Annotated in this window: 16 protein-coding genes; 9 read left to right on the top strand and 7 right to left on the bottom strand. The window is 60.6% G+C overall.

Going from position 1 to position 19,479, the window contains the following annotated elements:
* The 5 genes from ribBA to CFBP1590_RS12450 all read left to right on the top strand — a co-directional run bounded on the left by ribBA (nucleotide 1) and on the right by CFBP1590_RS12450 (nucleotide 5,354).
* Entirely contained in the window at nucleotides 1-1,110 is a 1,110-nt protein-coding gene (gene ribBA, locus CFBP1590_RS12470; RefSeq protein ID WP_088235149.1) for a bifunctional 3,4-dihydroxy-2-butanone-4-phosphate synthase/GTP cyclohydrolase II, read from the top strand.
* A gap of 304 nt (nucleotides 1,111-1,414) precedes the next feature.
* Nucleotides 1,415-2,440, top strand: a complete 1,026-nt coding sequence (locus tag CFBP1590_RS12465; protein WP_088235148.1) for an ABC transporter substrate-binding protein — start codon at nucleotides 1,415-1,417, stop codon at nucleotides 2,438-2,440.
* The gene (locus CFBP1590_RS12460) at nucleotides 2,425-3,381 is read left to right on the top strand and encodes an ABC transporter permease (RefSeq protein WP_029242142.1); all 957 of its coding nucleotides are present in this window, start codon (nucleotides 2,425-2,427) and stop codon (nucleotides 3,379-3,381) included. The genes CFBP1590_RS12465 and CFBP1590_RS12460 overlap by 16 nt, the downstream gene beginning before the upstream one ends.
* Before the next feature lie 6 nt (nucleotides 3,382-3,387).
* Nucleotides 3,388-4,203 carry an ABC transporter permease gene (locus CFBP1590_RS12455; protein ID WP_029242141.1) on the top strand — a complete coding sequence of 272 codons (816 nt, stop codon included), beginning with the start codon at nucleotides 3,388-3,390 and terminating at the stop codon, nucleotides 4,201-4,203.
* The gene (locus tag CFBP1590_RS12450) at nucleotides 4,200-5,354 is read left to right on the top strand and encodes an ABC transporter ATP-binding protein (RefSeq protein WP_088235147.1); all 1,155 of its coding nucleotides are present in this window, start codon (nucleotides 4,200-4,202) and stop codon (nucleotides 5,352-5,354) included. Before CFBP1590_RS12455 ends, CFBP1590_RS12450 begins: the two co-directional genes overlap by 4 nt.
* 229 nt (nucleotides 5,355-5,583) lie before the next feature.
* Here CFBP1590_RS12450 and CFBP1590_RS12445 read toward each other — a convergent pair whose 3' ends face one another.
* The gene (locus tag CFBP1590_RS12445) at nucleotides 5,584-6,501 is read right to left on the bottom strand and encodes a LysR substrate-binding domain-containing protein (protein ID WP_088235146.1); all 918 of its coding nucleotides are present in this window, start codon (nucleotides 6,499-6,501) and stop codon (nucleotides 5,584-5,586) included.
* A 100-nt stretch (nucleotides 6,502-6,601) separates the two neighbouring features.
* On the opposite strand from CFBP1590_RS12445, the gene CFBP1590_RS12440 reads away from it, so the two are divergent.
* A complete protein-coding gene (locus tag CFBP1590_RS12440; protein ID WP_088235145.1) occupies nucleotides 6,602-7,693 on the top strand; it encodes a tartrate dehydrogenase in 1,092 nt (363 codons plus the stop codon).
* 13 nt (nucleotides 7,694-7,706) lie between these two features.
* Here the strand turns inward: CFBP1590_RS12440 and ptrR are convergent, their stop codons facing one another.
* Nucleotides 7,707-8,585: a putrescine utilization regulator PtrR gene (gene ptrR, locus CFBP1590_RS12435; RefSeq protein WP_029241571.1), complete on the bottom strand. Its 879-nt coding sequence runs from the start codon at nucleotides 8,583-8,585 to the stop codon at nucleotides 7,707-7,709.
* A 102-nt stretch (nucleotides 8,586-8,687) separates the two neighbouring features.
* Here ptrR and CFBP1590_RS12430 point away from each other — a divergent pair, with 102 nt between their 5' ends.
* Entirely contained in the window at nucleotides 8,688-10,079 is a 1,392-nt protein-coding gene (locus CFBP1590_RS12430; protein ID WP_088235144.1) for an aldehyde dehydrogenase family protein, read from the top strand.
* 396 nt (nucleotides 10,080-10,475) lie between these two features.
* Here CFBP1590_RS12430 and CFBP1590_RS12425 read toward each other — a convergent pair whose 3' ends face one another.
* A complete protein-coding gene (locus CFBP1590_RS12425; protein WP_025994055.1) occupies nucleotides 10,476-11,060 on the bottom strand; it encodes a flavin reductase family protein in 585 nt (194 codons plus the stop codon).
* A gap of 145 nt (nucleotides 11,061-11,205) precedes the next feature.
* Between CFBP1590_RS12425 and CFBP1590_RS12420 the strand changes: the two genes are divergently transcribed.
* A complete protein-coding gene (locus tag CFBP1590_RS12420; RefSeq protein WP_088235143.1) occupies nucleotides 11,206-11,829 on the top strand; it encodes a nucleotidyltransferase family protein in 624 nt (207 codons plus the stop codon).
* On the opposite strand, the gene CFBP1590_RS12415 is transcribed toward CFBP1590_RS12420, so the two are convergent.
* Genes CFBP1590_RS12415 through CFBP1590_RS12400 form a run of 4 tightly spaced genes read right to left on the bottom strand, consistent with a single transcriptional unit; the run spans nucleotide 11,810 to nucleotide 16,670 of the window.
* The gene (locus CFBP1590_RS12415) at nucleotides 11,810-12,778 is read right to left on the bottom strand and encodes an XdhC family protein (protein WP_088235142.1); all 969 of its coding nucleotides are present in this window, start codon (nucleotides 12,776-12,778) and stop codon (nucleotides 11,810-11,812) included. The two genes, CFBP1590_RS12420 and CFBP1590_RS12415, sit on opposite strands and share 20 nt — an antisense overlap.
* A gap of 2 nt (nucleotides 12,779-12,780) precedes the next feature.
* Nucleotides 12,781-14,997, bottom strand: coding sequence for a xanthine dehydrogenase family protein molybdopterin-binding subunit (locus CFBP1590_RS12410; RefSeq protein WP_088235141.1), 2,217 nt, complete (start codon nucleotides 14,995-14,997; stop codon nucleotides 12,781-12,783).
* Between the two features lie 9 nt (nucleotides 14,998-15,006).
* Complete coding sequence (locus tag CFBP1590_RS12405) at nucleotides 15,007-15,990, bottom strand: FAD binding domain-containing protein (RefSeq protein WP_029244523.1); 984 nt, start codon at nucleotides 15,988-15,990, stop codon at nucleotides 15,007-15,009.
* Entirely contained in the window at nucleotides 15,990-16,670 is a 681-nt protein-coding gene (locus CFBP1590_RS12400) for a (2Fe-2S)-binding protein (RefSeq protein WP_058431295.1), read from the bottom strand. The genes CFBP1590_RS12405 and CFBP1590_RS12400 overlap by 1 nt, the downstream gene beginning before the upstream one ends.
* 985 nt (nucleotides 16,671-17,655) lie before the next feature.
* On the opposite strand from CFBP1590_RS12400, the gene mqo reads away from it, so the two are divergent.
* Nucleotides 17,656-19,302 (top strand): malate dehydrogenase (quinone), encoded by a 1,647-nt coding sequence (mqo, locus tag CFBP1590_RS12395; protein ID WP_029244521.1) that lies wholly within the window; start codon nucleotides 17,656-17,658, stop codon nucleotides 19,300-19,302.
* Nucleotides 19,303-19,479 lie beyond the last annotated feature (177 nt).

Below are 19,479 nucleotides of genomic sequence, written 5' to 3'. Positions count from 1 at the left end.
ATGGCATTCGATCGCATCGAAGACATCATTGAAGACTATCGTCAGGGAAAGATGGTCCTGTTCGTCGATGACGAGGACCGCGAAAATGAAGGCGACCTGTTGCTGGCTGCAGATTGCTGCTCGCCCGAGGCCATCAGTTTCATGGCCCGTGAGGCACGAGGACTGATTTGCCTGACCCTGACCGATGAGCATTGTCAGCGTCTGGGCCTTGAGCAGATGGTGCCCAGTAACGGCAGCGTGTTCTCCACCGCATTCACGGTTTCCATTGAGGCGGCCACGGGCGTGACGACCGGCATCAGCGCTGCAGATCGAGCACGTACCGTTCAGGCCGCCGTCAATCCGCAGGCGGTTCCGGAAGACCTCGTGCAACCGGGCCACATCTTCCCGCTGCGGGCCCGCGAGGGCGGCGTGCTGACCCGCGCCGGGCATACCGAAGCCGGTTGTGACCTGGCACGGCTCGCCGGTTTCACGCCCGCCTCGGTCATTGTCGAAGTCATGAACGATGACGGCACCATGGCCCGGCGTCCCGATCTGGAGCGCTTCGCCGAGAAGCATGGCATCCGTATCGGCACCATCGCCGACCTGATCCATTACCGGCTGAGTACCGAACACACCATCGTCAGAATCGGCGAACGTGAGCTGCCTACCGTGCACGGCACCTTCCGCCTGTTCACTTATGAAGACCGCATCGAAGGCGGCGTGCACATGGCCATGGTCATGGGTGATGTGCGCCGCGACGAACCCACGCTGGTGCGAGTGCATGTGGTCGATCCATTGCGTGATCTGGTCGGCGCCGAATACACCGGGCCTGCCAACTGGACGCTCTGGGCTGCATTACAGAAGGTTGCCGAAGAAGGTCGCGGGATCGTCGTGGTGCTCGCCAATCATGAGTCATCGCAAGCCTTGCTGGAGCGAATTCCACACCTCACCCAGCCGCCACGTCAGTACACCCGCTCACAGTCGCGCATCTATTCGGAAGTCGGCACCGGCGCGCAGATATTGCAGGACCTGGGCGTCGGCAAACTGCGCCACCTCGGCCCGCCACTGAAGTACGCAGGCCTGACTGGCTACGATCTGGAAGTGGTTGAAAGCATTCCATTTCCAGGCTGAACGCTTGATCTGACAACAGGACAATTGCTGATCGGCACTGCCCGAACGGCCTGCAAACGCTGGGTTTCAAGCAGATAAAACGACAGATCGATAGCCACACAGAGGCAAAATACTTGCACAAAGTTTGGAATACCATAATATGACATTCCACAGCCGCAACGATTTGTCAGGCGCCTCCGGCACGGGGACAGCATCAATAAAAAGCTTCTGACAGTGACTGGTTTCAAAGGCCCATTGGACCTACTGCTCCCGATTATGCGGGCATGAAATGCCCGCTCAAAACACAACAAATGAGGGCGTGAAAATGGTGTTGAACAAACGTGCAACGGCGGCTCTGATGGCCGGTGTGTTGGCTTTCTCGAGCGTTGCTGCCATGGCCGCCGACAGCGTCAACTTCGTCAGTTGGGGTGGCTCGACGCAGGACGCCCAGAAGCAGGCGTGGGCGGTTCCCTTCGCCAAGGCCAACGGCATCACCGTCGTACAGGACGGACCGACCGACTACGGCAAACTCAAGGCCATGGTCGAAAGCGGCAACGTGCAGTGGGATGTGGTCGACGTCGAAGCCGACTTCGCCCTGCGTGCCGCCGCCGAGGGCCTGCTGGAACCTCTGGACTTCAACACCATCAAGCGTGATCGCATCGATCCCCGCTTCGCCTCGGACAGTGGCGTCGGCTCGTTCTTCTTCTCGTTCGTGCTGGGCTATAACGAAGACAAGCTGGGCAGCAAAAAACCCGTCGACTGGACCGCCATGTTCGACACCAAGACCTACCCCGGCAAACGCGCGCTGTACAAATGGCCAAGCCCTGGCGTGCTCGAACTCGCCCTGCTGGCTGACGGTGTAGCCGCCGACAAGCTCTATCCGCTGGACCTGGATCGCGCCTTCAAGAAACTCGACACCATCAAGAAAGACATCGTCTGGTGGGGCGGCGGTGCGCAATCCCAGCAATTGCTGGCGTCCGGCGAGGCTTCGATGGGCCAGATGTGGAACGGCCGCGTGTACGCCCTGCAACAGGACGGCGCTCCGGTCGGCGTGAGCTGGAAGCAGAACCTGGTCATGGCCGACTTTCTGGTCGTCCCAAAAGGTGCCAAAAACAAGGACGCAGCGATGAAGTTCATCGCCGAAGCCACCAGCCCCAGAGGCCAGGCCGACTTCTCCAACCTGAGCGCCTACGCCCCGGTGAACCTGGACAGCGTGCCGCGCCTTGACTCGACCCTGGCGAAGAATCTGCCAACGGCTTACGGCGCAGACCAAATCACTCTCGACTTCGCATATTGGGCCAAGAACGGTCCGGACATTGCGACACGGTGGAACGAATGGCTGGTCAAGTAAAAATGACGGCTGTCGTGTCCGGTCAACCCCATCCGGCCGGGGGTGCTTCGCGCACCACCGGTGCGGTTTCAGGCAAGGCGACGAACATGCAGCCAACCCCTTCTCTGGCACAACGCTGGCGCGGCAGTCGTAACCTGATACCCGCGCTGTTGTTTCTGGGACTGTTCTTCTTTGCACCCTTGATCGGCCTGCTGCTGCGTGGCGTGCTCGAACCCGTTCCGGGGCTGGGCAACTATGAGCAACTGTTTGCCAACTCGGCTTATTCGCGGGTACTGATCAATACCTTCTCGGTCGCAGGCCTGGTGACACTGTTCAGCCTGCTGCTCGGCTTCCCACTGGCCTGGGTGATCACGCTGGTGCCACGCGGCTGGGGGCGCTGGATCTTCAACATCGTGCTGCTGTCGATGTGGACCAGCCTGCTGGCCCGCACCTATTCGTGGCTGGTGCTGTTGCAGGCCTCAGGCGTCATCAACAAGGCACTGATGGCCATGGGTATCATCGATCAGCCGCTGGAGATGGTGCACAACCTGACCGGCGTGGTGATCGGCATGAGCTACATCATGATCCCGTTCATTGTCCTGCCGCTGCAGGCAACCATGCAGGCCATCGACCCGATGGTGTTGCAGGCCGGTTCCATTTGCGGCGCCAGTCCATGGACCAACTTCTTCCGGGTATTTCTGCCGCTGTGCCGTCCGGGTCTGTTTTCCGGCGGTCTGATGGTGTTCGTGATGTCGCTGGGTTACTACGTCACCCCGGCCTTGCTGGGCGGCGCGCAAAACATGATGCTGCCTGAGTTCATCGTCCAGCAGGTGCAGTCGTTCCTTAACTGGGGGCTGGCGAGCGCCGCCGCTGCGTTGCTGATTGTGATCACCCTGGTGCTGTTCTACTTCTATCTCAAGCTCCAGCCGGAATCTCCGGTCGGCGCCAGCAACGGGAGGTAAGCCGCCATGCTCCTGACACCCAATGCCATGAGCCTTCGCCTGCGGTCGGGGCTGTACCTGACCACCGGGCTGATTGCGCTGTTCCTGTTGCTGCCGATCCTGTTCATCGTGCTGCTGTCATTCGGCTCGTCCCAGTGGCTGGTGTTCCCGCCGCCGGGCTGGACGTTCAAGTGGTATCAGCAGTTCTTTTCCAATCCGGAATGGATGGATGCAGCGATGTCGAGCTTCAAGGTCGCCATCCTCACAACCATCAGTGCGGTAGCGCTGGGCCTGCCGACGGCGTTTGCGCTGGTGCGCGGCAGGTTTCCCGGCCGCGACCTGCTGTACGGCGTCTTCACCCTGCCGATGATCGTACCGCTGGTGATCATTGCGGTGGCGGTCTATGCACTGTTCCTGAAGCTCGGCTACACCGGCACGCTGTTCTCGTTCGTGGTCAGCCATGTGATCGTCGCGCTGCCGTTCACCATCATTTCCATCATCAACTCGCTGAAGCTGTTCGATCAGTCGATTGAAGACGCGGCAGTGATCTGTGGCGCGTCACGCCTGCAAGCGATCTACAAGGTCACCTTTCCCGGCATTCGTCCCGGCATGATGGCTGGTGCGCTGTTCGCGTTTCTGGTCTCGTGGGACGAAGTGGTGCTGAGCGTGATGATGGCCAGCCCGACCCTGCAAACCCTTCCCGTCAAAATGTGGACCACGCTGCGTCAGGACCTGACCCCGGTCATCGCCGTCGCCTCGACACTGCTGATTGCCCTGTCGGTGTTGGTCATGTTCATCGCCGCGACCCTGCGTCGCCGCAACGAAGCCAGGAGTACCTCATGAGTGCCGTGATCAAAGACACCGCGCAACACGATCAGAAGACCCTGGTCAGCCTGTGCAACCTCAACAAGCATTACGGCGATTTCGCGGCCGTCGACAATATTTCTCTGGATATCCAGAACGGCGAATTCCTGACCTTCCTGGGCTCCAGCGGCTCGGGCAAGAGCACCACGCTGTCGATGCTGGCCGGTTTTGAAACCCCAAGCTCCGGCGAGATTCTGGTGGAGGGCAAGTCGCTGGTTAACGTGCCGCCGCACAAGCGCGACATCGGTATGGTGTTCCAGCGCTACTCGCTGTTTCCGCACCTGAGTGTGCGCGACAACATTGCCTTCCCGCTGGCCATTCGCAAGCTGCCTGCAGCCGAACGGGAACAGCGTGTCGACGCCATGCTCAAGCTGGTGCAACTCGAAGCCTTCGCCCATCGCCGCCCTTCTCAGCTGTCCGGAGGCCAACAACAGCGCGTTGCGATTGCCAGAGCGCTGGTCTACGAACCACGCATCCTGCTGATGGACGAACCGCTCGGCGCACTGGACAAGAAACTGCGAGAAGACCTGCAGGACGAATTGCGTCAACTGCATCGGCGTCTGGGCATCACCATCGTCTACGTGACCCATGATCAGGAAGAAGCCATGCGCCTGTCTCAGCGCATCGCGATTTTCAGCCACGGCAAGATTGTCGGTCTGGGCAGTGGTTACGACCTGTACCAGAACCCGCCGAACGCCTTTGTCGCCTCGTTTCTGGGCAACTCCAACTTCCTCAGGCTCAAGGCTCAGGGTAATGCCGTTGCAACGTTCGAAGGCAGCCCGCTGGCGATCCGCATCACCAACGGTTTGAAGACCGATCAGGACGTGCTGGCGATGATCCGGCCAGAAAAGGCGCAGGCCCTGAGCCTGCAACAGGCGGCGGCCACTGCGCTTGAGCCGGGCTGGAACGAGGTGAATGCCACGGTGACCGAAGTACTGTTTCTGGGTGAAAGCCAGACCTGTTCGGTGGTGACGGCTGGCGGCACCGCCATGACGGTCAAGGCGCTGTCGGCCACCGGCATGCCGATGCAGGCAGACGATGCCGTGAAAGTGCGCTGGGCGGCGGCGGATGCCTGCATCTACACCGAATGGACCGATGGCGACCTGAACAAGGCGGCCGGGGCGCATTGATCTGTTTTGGACTGACCGGTCTTTCTGGATTACGCATCATCTGTTGAAGAACGTAACACCTGGGGAGGCGCCACCACGTCTTCGACATAGCGCTGTCACGCATCAAACACCGAACCGTGGGAGGCGGCTTGCCGGCGATTCGGTTTCCCGGAAGCCACATCAGCGACCGACCTGACGCTATCGCCGGCAAGCCGCCTCCCACAGCCCGAAATCAACATGACGCTGCCAACTACTGCTCACCCACCCCGACCTGACCCTGTGCCAGAAACTCACGCAGGAACTCCACCGTGACCCGCACCTTGGCCGAGCGCATCAGTGGCGAGGTGTACACCGCCCAGATGTCCGCCTCCTGACGATAATCTGCCAGCACCTGAACCAGCCGCCCCTCGGCCAGATCATCGCGCACGTCCCAGAGTGAGCGCAGTAACACGCCTCGCCCATCAAGGCACCATTGCCGGGCGATCTCGCCGTGGTTGGTCGACAGACTGCCGGTGACCTTGACCGTTTCAGCGCCCTGCGGCCCGTTCAAGTGCCAGATACCGAATGGCCGGTCACGCTCCTTGATGACCAGACAGTCATGGTTGGCCAGTTCTGACAGGCTCATGGGGGCGCCGCGCTGGGCAAGATAGGCCGGGCTGGCACATAACACCCGCCAGTTGCTCGCCAGATGACGGGCACGCAGGTGCGGCGCGATTTCGTTGCCGACCCGAATATCCAGATCGACGCCCTCCTCGATCAGATCGATCAACCGGTCCTGAATGTCCAGACGGATGTCCAGCTTCGGGTAGCGCGCCGCCAGTTCCGACAGCGCCGGAGCCACGAATCGGCGACCGAAACCCTGGCTGCTGACCACGCGCAGCAGGCCACTGGGCTCGTCGTGCAGCGCCGCGACCTCATCGCCCATTTGCTGCACCGACTCCAGAATGCCCTTGGCCCATTCATAGACCCGCTCGCCGTCCTCGGTGATCGACACCTGACGCGTCGAGCGGTGCAGCAGCAAAACGCCCATGCTCTGCTCCAACAGACGAATGCGCTTGCTCACGTAAGCCGCAGACATACTCAGTTCGTTCGCCGCGCCGACAAAGCTGGAGCGTCGCGCAACGTGGATGAACACATTCAGGTCATCGAGGCTGGGGTAATTATTCACGAACCGTGTTCCTTGAATGCATTGAGCCGCTGATTATCTTTGTTTCGTGTGCTTATAGCATAAGCAACCTGAGCAACCCATCCACAGAGAGAGCCTCGCCATGAACAATAAGAAACTGCGCATCGCGGCCATCGCCGGAGACGGTATCGGCCAGGAAGTGCTGCCCGAAGGCGTACGGGTCGTCCAGGCCGCTGCCGCTCGCCATGGCATCGAACTGGAGTTCGAATACTTCGAGTGGGCCAGCTGCGACTATTACCTTGAGCACGGCAAGATGATGCCGGACGACTGGTTCGAACAGCTCAAAGGCTTCGATTCGATTTTCTTCGGTGCCGTGGGCTGGCCCGACAAAGTGCCAGACCACATTTCGCTGTGGGGCTCGCTGCTCAAGTTTCGCCGTGAGTTCGACCAGTACGCCAACATCCGCCCGGTACGTTTGTTTCCCGGCGTGCCCTGCCCGCTGGCCAACCGCAAGCCCGGCGATATCGACTTCATCGTGGTGCGGGAAAACACTGAGGGCGAATACTCGTCCCTGGGCGGCATCATGTTTGAAAACACCGAAAACGAATTCGTCCTGCAGGAATCGGTGTTCACCCGCCGCGGCGTCGACCGCATTCTAAAATACGCCTTCGAACTGGCCAGCAAACGTGAACGCAAACACGTGACATCGGCGACCAAATCCAACGGGATGGCGATCAGCATGCCGTATTGGGACAAACGCACCGAAGCGATGGCCAGCCAATACCCGGCCATCAGTTGGGACCGGCAGCACATCGACATCCTGTGTGCACGCTTCGTGCTGCAACCGGAACGCTTCGACGTGGTCGTGGCGTCCAACCTGTTCGGCGATATTCTCAGCGACCTTGGACCGGCCTGTGCAGGCACCATCGGCATCGCACCGTCGGCCAACCTCAACCCGGAACGCAATTTTCCGTCCCTGTTCGAACCGGTCCACGGTTCGGCTCCCGACATCTTCGGCAAGAACATCGCCAACCCGATTGCCATGATCTGGTCGGGCGCACTGATGCTGGAGTTTCTGGGTCAGGGTGACGAGCGATTCACCGCAGCACACGACGAGATTGTCGGTGCCATCGAGCAGGTCATCGCCAGCGGAAATATCACTCCGGATCTGGGCGGCAAATGCTCGACGCAGGACGTGGGTCAAGCGATCGCCGCCAGGCTTTCGAAGGCGTAAACCGGCGAGTCGCTCAAGCCGTCTTGAGCGACTCGCCCTGCGCCTGAACCAGTTCGATAAAGCGCGTCAGACTGCGTGACTCCGTGCCACGGCGCCAGATCAGCCAGGTCTGCAGGTAACGGAAGGCTTCCGACAGCGGCCAGATACTGACCGTGCTGCAACCGGGCATGCTTTCCAGCATGCTGCGCGGCATCAGCGCCAGGCCCGCGCCAGCGCTGACGCAGGCGAGCATGCCGTGGTAGGACTCCATCTCGTGGATCTTGCCCGGCACGGCAGCGTCATCGGTGAACCAGCGCTCGAAATGATGCCGGTACGAACAGTTGGCGCGAAAGGCATAGATACTTTCCCCGCTCACGTCCCGTCCACGGGTCACCGGCGCGTGCTGCAGCGGTGCGATCACCACCATTTCCTCTTCGAATACGGGTATGCCTTCCAGTGACGGGTGCAATACCGGGCCGTCTACGAACGCCGCAACCAGTCGACCTGCAAGCACCCCGTCGATCATGGTGCCGGAGGGGCCAGTGCTCAGGTCCAGCTCGACCTTGGTGTACTGCTGGTTATAAGCCGCCAGCAACGCCGGAATCCGCACCGCCGCCGTGCTTTCCAGCGAGCCGAGTGCAAACGGACCCTGCGGCTCCTCGCCAGACACTGACAACCGCGCCTCCTGAACCAGATCAAGAATACGCCGCGTGTAGTCGAGAAAATTCCAACCGGCAGGCGACAGCCGCAACCGGAGCTTTTCACGAATAAACAGCTCAACGCCCAGGTCCTGTTCCAGTTGCTTGATGCGCGTGGTCAGGTTGGAAGGCACCCGATGGATATGCTGCGCAGCCGCACTGATGCTGCCGTGCTCGGCAACTGCCTTGAAGATCTCCAGCTGGACCAGATCCACACCATTCTCCAAACGTGAAAGATATGCTCAGTATTATTCAGTTTCGCAGAGCGTGTCACGGGCTTATTCTGGTTTCATTCCCCACCTGAACAGGATGGCGCCATGACTGCTATTTCCAGCAAGACCCATGCAATTTCGACCAATCCCGCCACGGGCGAACAGATCGGTCATTACCCGTTTGCCTCCGATGCGGAGCTTGAAAACAGCCTTGCCCACGCTGCGGCGAGCTTTTCGGTCTGGAAGCGCAAAACCATCGACGAGCGTGCACAGCTGATCATTGCGCTAGGCAAGACCTTGCGTGAAGACGCGAATGCCATCGCGCAGATGATCAGCCAGGAGATGGGCAAGCCCATCAAACAGGCGCTGGGCGAAGTCGAGAAATGTGCCCAATTGTGCGACTGGTACGCAGCGCAAGGCCCCGCAATGCTGGCGGCCGAGCCGACTCTGGTTGAAAACGACAAGGCACGCATCGAGTACCGCCCACTCGGCCCGATTCTCGCGGTCATGCCGTGGAACTTCCCGATCTGGCAAGTCCTGCGCGGCGCGGTGCCGACGTTGCTGGCCGGTAATACCTATGTGCTCAAACACGCCCCCAATGTGATGGGCTGCGCTTACTTGATGCTCGACGCGTTCAAGCGCGCCGGTTTTCCCGACGGTGTGTTCGAGGTGATCAACGCGACTCAGGATGGCGTCTCCAGGGCCATTGCCGATCCGCGGATCGCCGCAGTCACGCTGACCGGCAGCGTGCGTGCAGGCCAGGCCATCGGTGCGCAAGCGGGTGCCGCGCTCAAGAAGAGCGTACTGGAACTCGGCGGCTCCGATCCGTTCATCGTGCTCAATGACGCGGATCTGGATCAGGCCGTGAAAGCTGCGGTCATCGGCCGTTTCCAGAATACCGGGCAGGTATGTGCAGCGGCCAAGCGTCTGATCATCGAAGACGGTGTGGTCGAGGAATTCACCCGCCGGTTCGTTGAGGAAACACGCAAGCTAGTGATCGGCGACCCGTTGTCGGCCGAGACCTATATCGGTCCGATGGCGCGCTTCGACCTGCGTGACGAGCTGGACGCACAGGTTCAGGCCACGTTGGCCGAAGGGGCGACACTGCTGTTGGGCGGCGAACGGATTGCAGGTCAGGGCAATTTCTATGCGCCGACAGTGCTCGGTGATGTCACCGACCAGATGACGTCGTTCAAGCAGGAGCTATTCGGCCCGGTCGCCTCGATCATCACCGCCCGCGACGCCCGGCATGCGCTTGAATTGGCCAACGACAGCGACTTCGGCCTGACCGCCACCGTTTACACCCGCAATCTGGAACTGGCCGAACAACTGGCGGACGAGCTGGACACCGGCGGCGTGTTCATCAACGGCTACAGCGCCTCGGACCCGCGCGTGACCTTTGGCGGCGTCAAGAAAAGCGGTTACGGACGTGAACTCTCGCACTTTGGCGTACGCGAATTCACCAATGCCCAGACCGTATGGCGGGATCGTCATTGAAGGGGTTGTTGAACACGTATCTGCGTCGGCGCATATAGCGGACGCGGAGCGTCCCGAGAGGCATTCCCACGCGGAGCATGGGAACGATCATTCAGTATGAGGTTGATGATCGTGCCCATCGCTCCGCGTGGGCATGCATTCCGTGACGCTCTGCGTCACAAATGGCACAGATTGCGGATTCAGTGAGCCGAGCGCATGACGAGGATAACGCTGGAGCCTGGGCGCGCATCTGCGTCACATTCAAGAGCGGACGCGGAGCGTCCTGGGAGGCGTTACCACGCAGAGCGTGGGAACGATCATCATCGTATTCCTCCAAGCGGACTTGTGTATAACGATGAGTGCTCTGCGTGAGCATGCAGTCCGGGACGCTCAGCGTCCCATTTGCAGCAGCAACGCTCAATCCGCTTCTGTCTCCACCACCGCAGCGTCGCCAATGGTGTAGAAATGCCCGCCGGCGACGTAGTGCAGGCTGCGCCATTTCGGGTCGGCTGTTTCAAATTCCCAGTGCCCGTCACGAAACACCCGGGTATCCGCCCAGGCACCGACGACTTCGGCGATGAACAGGTCGTAGGTCTGCTCGTTATGGGGCTCCGGGATGACCTTGCATATCAGCCAGGCGGAACACCCGGCGACCAAAGGCGTGTCGTGCCCTTCAATTCGGAACAGTTCGGCGCCCGCCTTCTCCAGTTTGTCCGGGGTGAAGATCAGGCTCTGGGTGCCCACTTCAAAGGTCAGGTTCAACTGGTCGCGATTGGGCACCTGCAGGGCAAAGTAACCGCTGTTTTCCACCAGGCTGCGGGTTTTGGTCATCTTGTCGATCACCAGCGTCACCTTGGGCGGCGAGAAGTCCAGCGCACAGGCCCAGGCCGCGGCCATGACGTTATGAACGCCATCGTGAGCGGATGACACCAGCACGGTAGGACCGTGATTGAGCAGGCGGTAGGCCTTTTCCATCTCGACTGGGCGGATATGATTGTCCACGTGAAACCCTCGAAAATGTAAATCTTGTCACTGCAAAAAGGCAGCGGAATCAGGCATTGTGCGTGTCTCACGCGTAGATCATCGTGTGTCTGAGTGGATGACGAACCGGCCCTGTTCCCTTCACCTTTTTTCAAAAGGCTTCGGATTGACCAGCATAGACAGCCCAATTCCCCAAGTGTTCGCCCTGCTCCTTGCCGCAGGTCGCAGCCGCCGTTTCGATGGCGACAAGCGTCGCGCCACTCTGCCCTGCGGTCGCACCTTGCTGCGCGCAAGCATCGACAACGCCGTGGACGCCTTCAGCGAGGTCTGGGTGGTTGTGAGAGAAGAGGATGATGCGGACATGCTGGGGGTTCCGCAGCAAGTGAAGGTAGTGCGCAGTCCGCAGGCCGATCTGGGCATGGGACACAGTCTGGCCAGCGGTATCGAGGCACTCATGCCATCCCGCGCCGACGCGGTCGCTGTGCTGTTGGCCGACATGCCATGGATACAACCCGCCACCCTGCAAGCCCTCGCCCGCATGGCCAATCCAGGACGTATCGCCCTGCCAGGCCATGACGGACAACGCGGGCATCCGGTGATCATCGGGCGCGAGTTCTGGCCTTTATTGCTGAACCTGGAAGGCGATCAAGGTGCAAAATCGATCATCAAAAGCCATCCTGAGCTGTGCGACGTGCTGATGTGTGACGATCCCGGCATACTGCGCGACGCCGATACGCAAGCGGCGCTGGCACTTGCCTGCCAGACGTTCGTCAAAGCTGCTGGCGACTGACGCCGTTGGCTACCCGCAGAATATCTGCCATCACCGCAATGGCGATCTCGGCCGGGGTCTTGCTGCCCAGATTGAGGCCGATGGGCGCATGAATCCGCGCCAGGGCCTCGTCATCCAGTCCGCCGATCCGTGCCAACCGCTCCTTGCGCTTGCTGCTGGTGCGCATCGAACCCATGGCACCGATGTAAAACGCCTCGGTACGCACGGCTTCAAGCATGGTCAGATCATCCAGCTTCGGATCGTGAGTCAGGGCCAGCACAGCCGTTGACGCATGACAGCCGCCTTCGGCAATGAACACCGCAGGCAGCACGTCGCGCACTTCGACACCCGGCATCGAGAAGCCGGCCGTGACTTCGGTACGAGGGTCACAAACAATGACTTCATAGCCCATGGCAACGGCAAAACTGGCGCAGAATTCGGCCACCGGCGACAGCCCGGCCAACAGCACGCGGTAGACCGCGCCCATGCGAATGCTGATGTGCTCGCCCTCGACCTGCACCCGCGACTCGCCCAACGCAGCCGGACCGGTGCTGCGCTGGACACCGCCCAGCACGACCTCGCGGCCGATCACCGTGCGTCCGGCAAGGGCCTGTTCTACTGCGGCCAGATGCCGGTCGGCTTCAGGGCTGGGCGTCATGCATTCGATCAATACATCCAGCACACCACCACACGGCAGCGCCAGAGTCGGTGCCAGACCGCCCTCCCCGTAACGCACGATCTGGTTGAGCGGCTCGAATTGACCGGCCGTCAACCGCTCCAGAAAGTCCTCTTCCACGCAGCCGCCGGACAGCGACCCGCGATGTTCGCCACTGCTCAGCGCGACCAGCATCGCCCCCGGTCCGCGCGGAGCGGAACCGAAGGTCGAGAGGACGGTGCAGAGCCACACGGATTTGCCTGTCGCCAGCCAGTCACGCGCCTGCTGAATGACCTGCAAGTCAAGTTGCTTCATCTCTACAGCCCTGCCATCAGCTTTTCTTTGGTGATAGGCAAATTACGCACCCGTTTGCCCGTGGCGTGGTACACGGCATTGGCCACCGCAGCGGCGAGACCGGTCACGCCGATTTCGCCGATGCCACGCGCGCCAAACTCACCAATATTGTGGTCCGGGTAATCCAGCAGAATCACGTCGATTTCGGGCTGGTCCGCATGCACGGGAACCACGTACTCGGCGTAGTTGTTGTTGACCGGCAAACCGGTGCGCGGGTCGTACTCGGCGGCTTCGAACATGGCCATGCCGATGCCCATCACTATCGCGCCCTCCACCTGATTGCGCGCCGCCAGCGGGTTGACCACTTTGCCGACGTCGATGGCGCTGACCACTCGCGAGACCCGCAGGCTTGAAATGCCCGGATCCCAACGCACCTCGACAAAGTGCACGCCAAACGAGCGGAACGAGAACTTGTCGGAAGATTGCATGCCGCTCTGAAAATTGCCTTCGGCACGAGACAGACGCTGACCTTTCAGGACGTCGACAAAACTGACTCGCTTCTCACCGGACACCAGTTGACCGTTTTCGACCATGATCGAATCAACCGGCTGACCTGCAAAGGCCGCATTCTTGCCCACCGAATACTGACGGAGTTTCTGTAGCGCCTCGCGCGTGGCACCGGCAATCGCCGGCATCACACTGGCAGTAACCCAGGAACCGCCGGACACCGGACCTGCCGGAAACGATGAGCTGCCCAGCTCCACTTCAACGCGATCCATCGGGATGCCGGTGAGTTGGCTGACAGTCTGGGCGATGATGGTGTACGTACCGGTGCCGATGTCCTGCAAACCGCACTGCGCCAGGGCTGTGCCGTCGGAGCGCAGGATCACGCGTGCATCGGTCGGCACCTGAAAGGCCTCCCAGTTGCAGGCACCCATGCCGTAACCGATGATCTCATCGCCATCGCGCATCGAGCCAACCTCGGCCTTGCGCGCCTGCCAGCCGAAACGCTCGGCCGCCTGATCAATGGCTTCCGGCAAGTGATTGCTGGACCACGGCAGGCCCTGACTCTGGTCCATCTCCGACAGATTCAGCTTGCGAAAAGCCAGCGGGTCCATGCCGTTGGCCAGCGCCAGCTCGTCGATAGCCGACTCCAGCGCAAACAGGCCCGGTGCAGCGCCAGGCGCACGCATCGAGGTCGGCGTACCGCGATTGACTGCAGCAATGCGGTGGCTGACCAGCACGTTGTCGCAGCCGTACAGGCTCTTGGTCACACCGCCACAGGTTTCGGTGTAGTCGTCGAGCGTCGAAGTGCTGTTGAAGGACTCGTGACGGATCGAGACCAGCTTGCCGTTCGCATCGCTGGCCAGACGCAGTCGCTGCCGCGTTTCCGGACGATGACCGACCGTGGTGAACATTTGCGCGCGGGGCAATACCAACTGGACCGGGCGTTTGGTCACCTTTGACGCTGCACAGGCGGCGACCGAGTGCGGCCATGGCCAGAGCTTGCCACCAAACCCGGAACCAATGAACGGCGCACGCACCTCGACACGGTCCGGCGGCAGATCGAACACGTTTGCCAGCAGATTGCGATGGTTGACGACACCCTGGGTGCTTTCATAGACGTAGAGCTTGCCGTCCTGCCACCACGCGGTGCTTGCGTGCATCTCCATCGGGTTATGCACTTCGACCGGGGTGGTGTAGGTCTGATCGACCTTTCTGCTCGCGGCGAGGAACGCCCCGTCCGGATTGCCACGTGTATGCCCGGCACCGCCGTCGCGGGCGCCATTGTTGCGCAGCGCTTCCTGCAAATCCTTGACCGGCTTGTTCTCCTGATAGTCGACCTTGACCCGATGAGCCGCAGCCCTGGCCTGCTCGAAACTCTCGGCCACGACCAGCGCCACGAACTGGCCTGGGTAATAGACCCGATCATCTTCGAATGGCAGGCGATGCTCGTCGGCCTTACTCGCCGACAACAGCGTCGCAAAACTGAACGCCGTTTCAGGCGTACGGTGCAACTCGGGGAAATGGCCGTGATGGAAGACCTCGACCACGCCGGGCATCTTGCGCGCGTCCTGATCGTTGACCGCGAGTATCCGGCCACTGCCGATGGTGCTGTAGACGCCGTACGCGTACAGCATGTCTTTCATGGGGTGGTCGGCTGCATAACGCGCCTCGCCACTGACTTTCTTGCCGCCGTCGATACGACGCTGCGGGATACCGATAATCTGTTCGCTCATGGAAAATTCCTACGCCGTTAGGTCACGAAGATTGCGGACGATGACCTGCTCACCCAGCGGGATCTTGAAGGCGTTATGTTCGTAGGCTTTGGAGCCTTTCATGGCCAGGGCAGCCACCCTGGCGAAAGTGTCCATGTCGGCACGCTGACCGATCAGTGCACGCTCGGCCTCGACCGCGCGCCACGGTTTGGTGCCGACGCCGCCCAGCGCGATGCGCGCATCGGTGACACGTTTGCCGTCCGTCACCACGATGATCGCGCTGGAGGCCAGGGCGAACTGATACGAGGTGCGGTCACGCAGCTTCAGATAACCGGAACGACTGCCCGACAGCGGCGCGTCGAGGGTCACGTGGGTGACCAGTTCATGAGGCGCCAGCGCATGCTCGCGTTCAGGTGTGGTGCCCGGCAGCAAATGGAAGTCGGCGAAAGGAATGTCCCGGCTGCCATTCGGCCCCTGCACGGTGACCTGCGCGCCCACTGCCGCCATGCCCACGCACATGTCCGAAGGATGGGTCGCGATGCAGTGATCGCTGGTGCCCAGTACGGCGTGCACGCTGCGGTTCATCCCGCCGATGGCGGCGCAGCCTGAGCCCGGCTCACGCTTGTTGCAGGCCGAGATCCCGTCGCGAAAGTACGGGCAACGCACGCGCTGCATGAGGTTGCCCGCCGTGGTGGCCTTGTTGCGCAGTTGCGTGGAAGCACCTGCCAGCAGGGCTTGCGACAGGACCGGGTAGCGCTCCCGGACCAGAGGATGACTGGCCAGCGCCGTATTGCTGACCAACGCGCCAATGCGCAGACGGCCGTCCGGCAGCGATTCGATCTGTTTGAGTGCCAGGTGATTGATATCCACCAGTTGCCCGGGTTGCATGATGTCGAGCTTGACCAGGTCCAGCAGCGTCGTGCCGCCTGCCAGATAGAAACGCTCACCCTCGCCTGAAGCCGTACTGACGGCCTGTGCAGGTGTGGTGGCCTTGGCATAATCGAAGGTTCTCATCAGACCGTTCCCCCTGCCTTCGGCATCTTCGAGCGCGCCGACTGCACCGCCGACAGAATGTTCTTGTAGGCCCCGCAGCGGCAGATGTTGCCGCTCATGGCTTCGCGGACGCTGGCGTCATCGGAGGGGATATTCGGGTCGTTGAGAATCGCCACGGCGCTCATGATCTGGCCCGAGGTGCAATAACCGCACTGATAGGCATCGTGTTCCCAGAAAGCTTCCTGCACCGGATGCAGCGTGCCGTTCTCGGCGAGCCCTTCGATGGTGGTGATGCTGTCGCCATCGTGCTGAATGGCAATCGACAGGCAGGAGTTGATGGCCACCCCGTTGACCAGCAGCGTGCATGCCCCGCACTGGCCGTGGTCACAACCCTTCTTGGTACCGGTCAGTTGCAGGCGGTCACGCAGAACATCAAGGAGGACGGCATTGGCCGGTACGTTCAGTGCGTGATTCTGGCCATTGACCTTCAATTGAATGCGGTGCTCGCCGACGCCGGGGGCGTCAGTGTCTTCCACCACGACCGGCGCGGGCGCAGGCGCGGCCTGCAGCATCCCGTCGGCAGGTATCCAGGTCGACAGGGTCGCGGCGGCGATTCCGGACGCTCCGAACTTCAGAAAATTGCGTCGTGAAGGCTGCACGGCGTCGGCGACAGTTCCTTTGTGCGTCTTGGTATCACTCATCAGAATCACCTTGTCATAGCCGTCACTGCTGTGAAGTGGCGGGCGTTATTTATTGTGCTGGGCGTGGTGGTGTGGCGAGGGCTGGTTCAGGTCCCTTCAACGCATGCAGTCCCGGCAGAAACGTGCCAGGAGCGTCATGGCATTATGGTTGGCATATGTCTTTAACTGACTGACACGCTAAAAGTTCAACGTTTTGCTCGAGGTCCGGATCAGGCAGCTGTTGCGGGATGTTTACGGATCATCGTCTTTGGCGCACGACATTCAGGACGAGCAGCGCCGGGACATGCATTGGCTGAGTAATGACGTTAGCACCCGACTCAATGGAGTATTAGCTGCCGCGCGTTACTTGAAGTCATGAGGAATGCTCATCAATGCTCGGCATTGGGTACGCACGATGCTGGCCGGGCTTGCAGGCGGGGGGTTTGAGCGGAACGAGGGCAAATGACCATGCCGCATTTCGGCCAAAACACGGTCAAGGCCTCAAGGTAACGGCGGGCGTGACGATAAAATCTGGACACGCCTTGTTTCGTTTGGTCGGGCGTAAGGATGTCGGTGTGTAGATAACACCTCGCGTAGACACCTCACAATATGCGAAAATGCCGCGTCTTGCCGATATGGCACCATGGCGTGCCGTCCCGGACGAGCGCAAAAAATACGCCTAAGAGCGTGTCTCCATGACCCCCATGCGGCGTCCAAGACTCCGTGAACAGGCTGATCAGATGCGCATTGCGCAATACGACGGGATTTGTTTCCCGATGTTGCGTTGCATCAATTGGCACATGTCGCTTCATGACGCTGAATCCAACGACGATAAGAAGCCAGCGCAGTAGGACATAAAGTGAGGTCTTGAGCAGTATTGTATTGGCCTTGTATGTCCACCTCTAGCCCCTGAAGGTGCGGGCGTTTGTCGCATGCTTGCGGTGTACGCAGAATCCGGATCCCCCAGGAGCTGTCGGCGGATGGCATTTATCAAATGGATTACAGCATGTTGAAGAAAGTGAACACGGCCCTTCTGGGTCTGGCGATGTCGCTCGGGATGATGCCCGCGCACTCCGCCGAAGCCAAGAAAGTAGATGTACTGATGGTCGGCGGCGGCATCATGAGTGCCACCCTGGCAGTCTGGCTCAACGAGCTCGAGCCGAGCTGGTCCATGGAAATGGTCGAGCGCCTCGATGGCGTGGCCGAAGAAAGCTCCAACGGCTGGAACAACGCCGGTACCGGTCACTCCGCCCTGGCCGAGCTGAACTACACCCCGGAAGACAAGAACGGCAACGTCGACATCTCCAAGGCCATCGAGATCAACGAAGCGTTCCAGATCTCTCGTCAATTCTGGTCCTGGCAGGTCAAGACCGGCGTTCTGAAGAACCCGCGTTCGTTCATCAACTCCACGCCGCACATGAGCTTCGTGTGGGGCGACGACAACATCAAGTTCCTGCGCAAGCGTTACGCAGCACTGCAATCGAGCCCGCTGTTCAGCGGCATGCAGTACTCCGAAGACCACGAGCAGATCAAGAAGTGGGTTCCATTGATGATGGAAGGTCGTGACCCGGCGCAGAAGCTGGCCGTGACCTGGAGCCCGATTGGCACCGACGTGAACTTCGGCGAGATCACCCGTCAGTTCGTCGCCAACCTGCAGACCAAATCCAACTTCGATCTGAAGCTGTCGAGTGAAGTCCAGGACATCACCCGCAATGACGACGGCAGCTGGCGCGTCAAGTACAAGAACCTGAAAGACGGTACCGAAACCGAGACCGATACCAAGTTCCTGTTCATCGGTGCCGGCGGTGCCGCACTGCACCTGCTGCAAGAGTCGGGTATTCCTGAAGCCAAGGAATACGGCGGCTTCCCGGTCGGCGGTTCGTGGCTGGTAACCGAGAACCCTACCCTGGCCATGCAACACATGGGCAAGGCTTACGGTATCGCGTCCACTGGCGCGCCACCCATGTCGGTTCCGCACCTGGACACCCGTGTTCTGGACGGCAAGCGCGTGATCCTGTTTGGCCCATTCGCGACCTTCTCTACGAAGTTCCTGAAAAACGGTTCCTACCTGGACCTGCTGACCAGCACCACCACGCATAACGTGTGGCCAATGACCCGCGTCGGCATCGCTCAGTACCCACTGATCGAATACCTGGCTGGCCAGGTCATGATGTCCGATGACGACCGTTTTGCTGCCCTGCAGCAGTACTTCCCGAACGCCAAGAAAGAAGACTGGCGCCTGATGCAGGCCGGTCAGCGCGTTCAGATCATCAAGCGTGACGAAGAGAAAGGCGGCGTCCTGAAACTGGGTACCGAAATCGTTGCTTCCAAGGACGGCTCCATTGCCGGTCTGCTGGGCGCTTCGCCAGGTGCTTCGACGGCTGCTCCGATCATGCTCGGCGTGCTTGAGAAAGTGTTCAAGGACAAGGTAGCGACTCCGGCCTGGCAGGAAAAACTGCACCAGATCGTTCCAAGCTACGGCACCAAGCTGAACGAAAACCCGGATCGCGTTGCACAGGAATGGGCCTACACCGCCGAAACCCTGCAACTGACTCCACCGCCACCGGTGAACAAGGCAACGGCCGCTGCTGCGCCTGCTGCCCAGCCTGCAGAGAAGCGTGAAAGCAACCCTGCCAGTGACATGGCGCTGTAAGGCCCTCAAGCCTGAAGCAAGGCCCTGCCGGATCTGATCTGGCAGGGCCAATCAATGTCACCTTGAACACCCTGCAAGAGCGCTGCTTTTGCAGGGTGTTTTTGTTTTATCGTCCGATCAGACACTTCATGGCAACGTCCTGTTGCGCAACGTGAATCCGCCTGAAAGGTGCTGTTT

The organism is Pseudomonas viridiflava (genome assembly GCF_900184295.1).
GTDB lineage: Bacteria > Pseudomonadota > Gammaproteobacteria > Pseudomonadales > Pseudomonadaceae > Aquipseudomonas > Aquipseudomonas viridiflava.
The sequence above is the reverse complement of the archived record's forward strand: the minus strand, read 5'-3'. Positions and strand labels throughout refer to the sequence as shown.

Excerpts from the sequence above, each read along its gene's own strand:
- ribBA (WP_088235149.1), top strand. The coding sequence starts at position 1 with ATGGCATTCGATCGCATCGAAGACATCATTGAAGACTATCGTCAGGGA.
- CFBP1590_RS12465 (WP_088235148.1), top strand. The coding sequence starts at position 1,415 with ATGGTGTTGAACAAACGTGCAACGGCGGCTCTGATGGCCGGTGTGTTG.
- CFBP1590_RS12460 (WP_029242142.1), top strand. The coding sequence starts at position 2,425 with ATGGCTGGTCAAGTAAAAATGACGGCTGTCGTGTCCGGTCAACCCCAT.
- CFBP1590_RS12455 (WP_029242141.1), top strand. The coding sequence starts at position 3,388 with ATGCTCCTGACACCCAATGCCATGAGCCTTCGCCTGCGGTCGGGGCTG.
- CFBP1590_RS12450 (WP_088235147.1), top strand. The coding sequence starts at position 4,200 with ATGAGTGCCGTGATCAAAGACACCGCGCAACACGATCAGAAGACCCTG.
- CFBP1590_RS12440 (WP_088235145.1), top strand. The coding sequence starts at position 6,602 with ATGAACAATAAGAAACTGCGCATCGCGGCCATCGCCGGAGACGGTATC.
- CFBP1590_RS12430 (WP_088235144.1), top strand. The coding sequence starts at position 8,688 with ATGACTGCTATTTCCAGCAAGACCCATGCAATTTCGACCAATCCCGCC.
- CFBP1590_RS12415 (WP_088235142.1), bottom strand. The coding sequence starts at position 12,778 with ATGAAGCAACTTGACTTGCAGGTCATTCAGCAGGCGCGTGACTGGCTG.
- CFBP1590_RS12410 (WP_088235141.1), bottom strand. The coding sequence starts at position 14,997 with ATGAGCGAACAGATTATCGGTATCCCGCAGCGTCGTATCGACGGCGGC.
- CFBP1590_RS12405 (WP_029244523.1), bottom strand. The coding sequence starts at position 15,990 with ATGAGAACCTTCGATTATGCCAAGGCCACCACACCTGCACAGGCCGTC.
- CFBP1590_RS12400 (WP_058431295.1), bottom strand. The coding sequence starts at position 16,670 with ATGAGTGATACCAAGACGCACAAAGGAACTGTCGCCGACGCCGTGCAG.
- mqo (WP_029244521.1), top strand. The coding sequence starts at position 17,656 with ATGTTGAAGAAAGTGAACACGGCCCTTCTGGGTCTGGCGATGTCGCTC.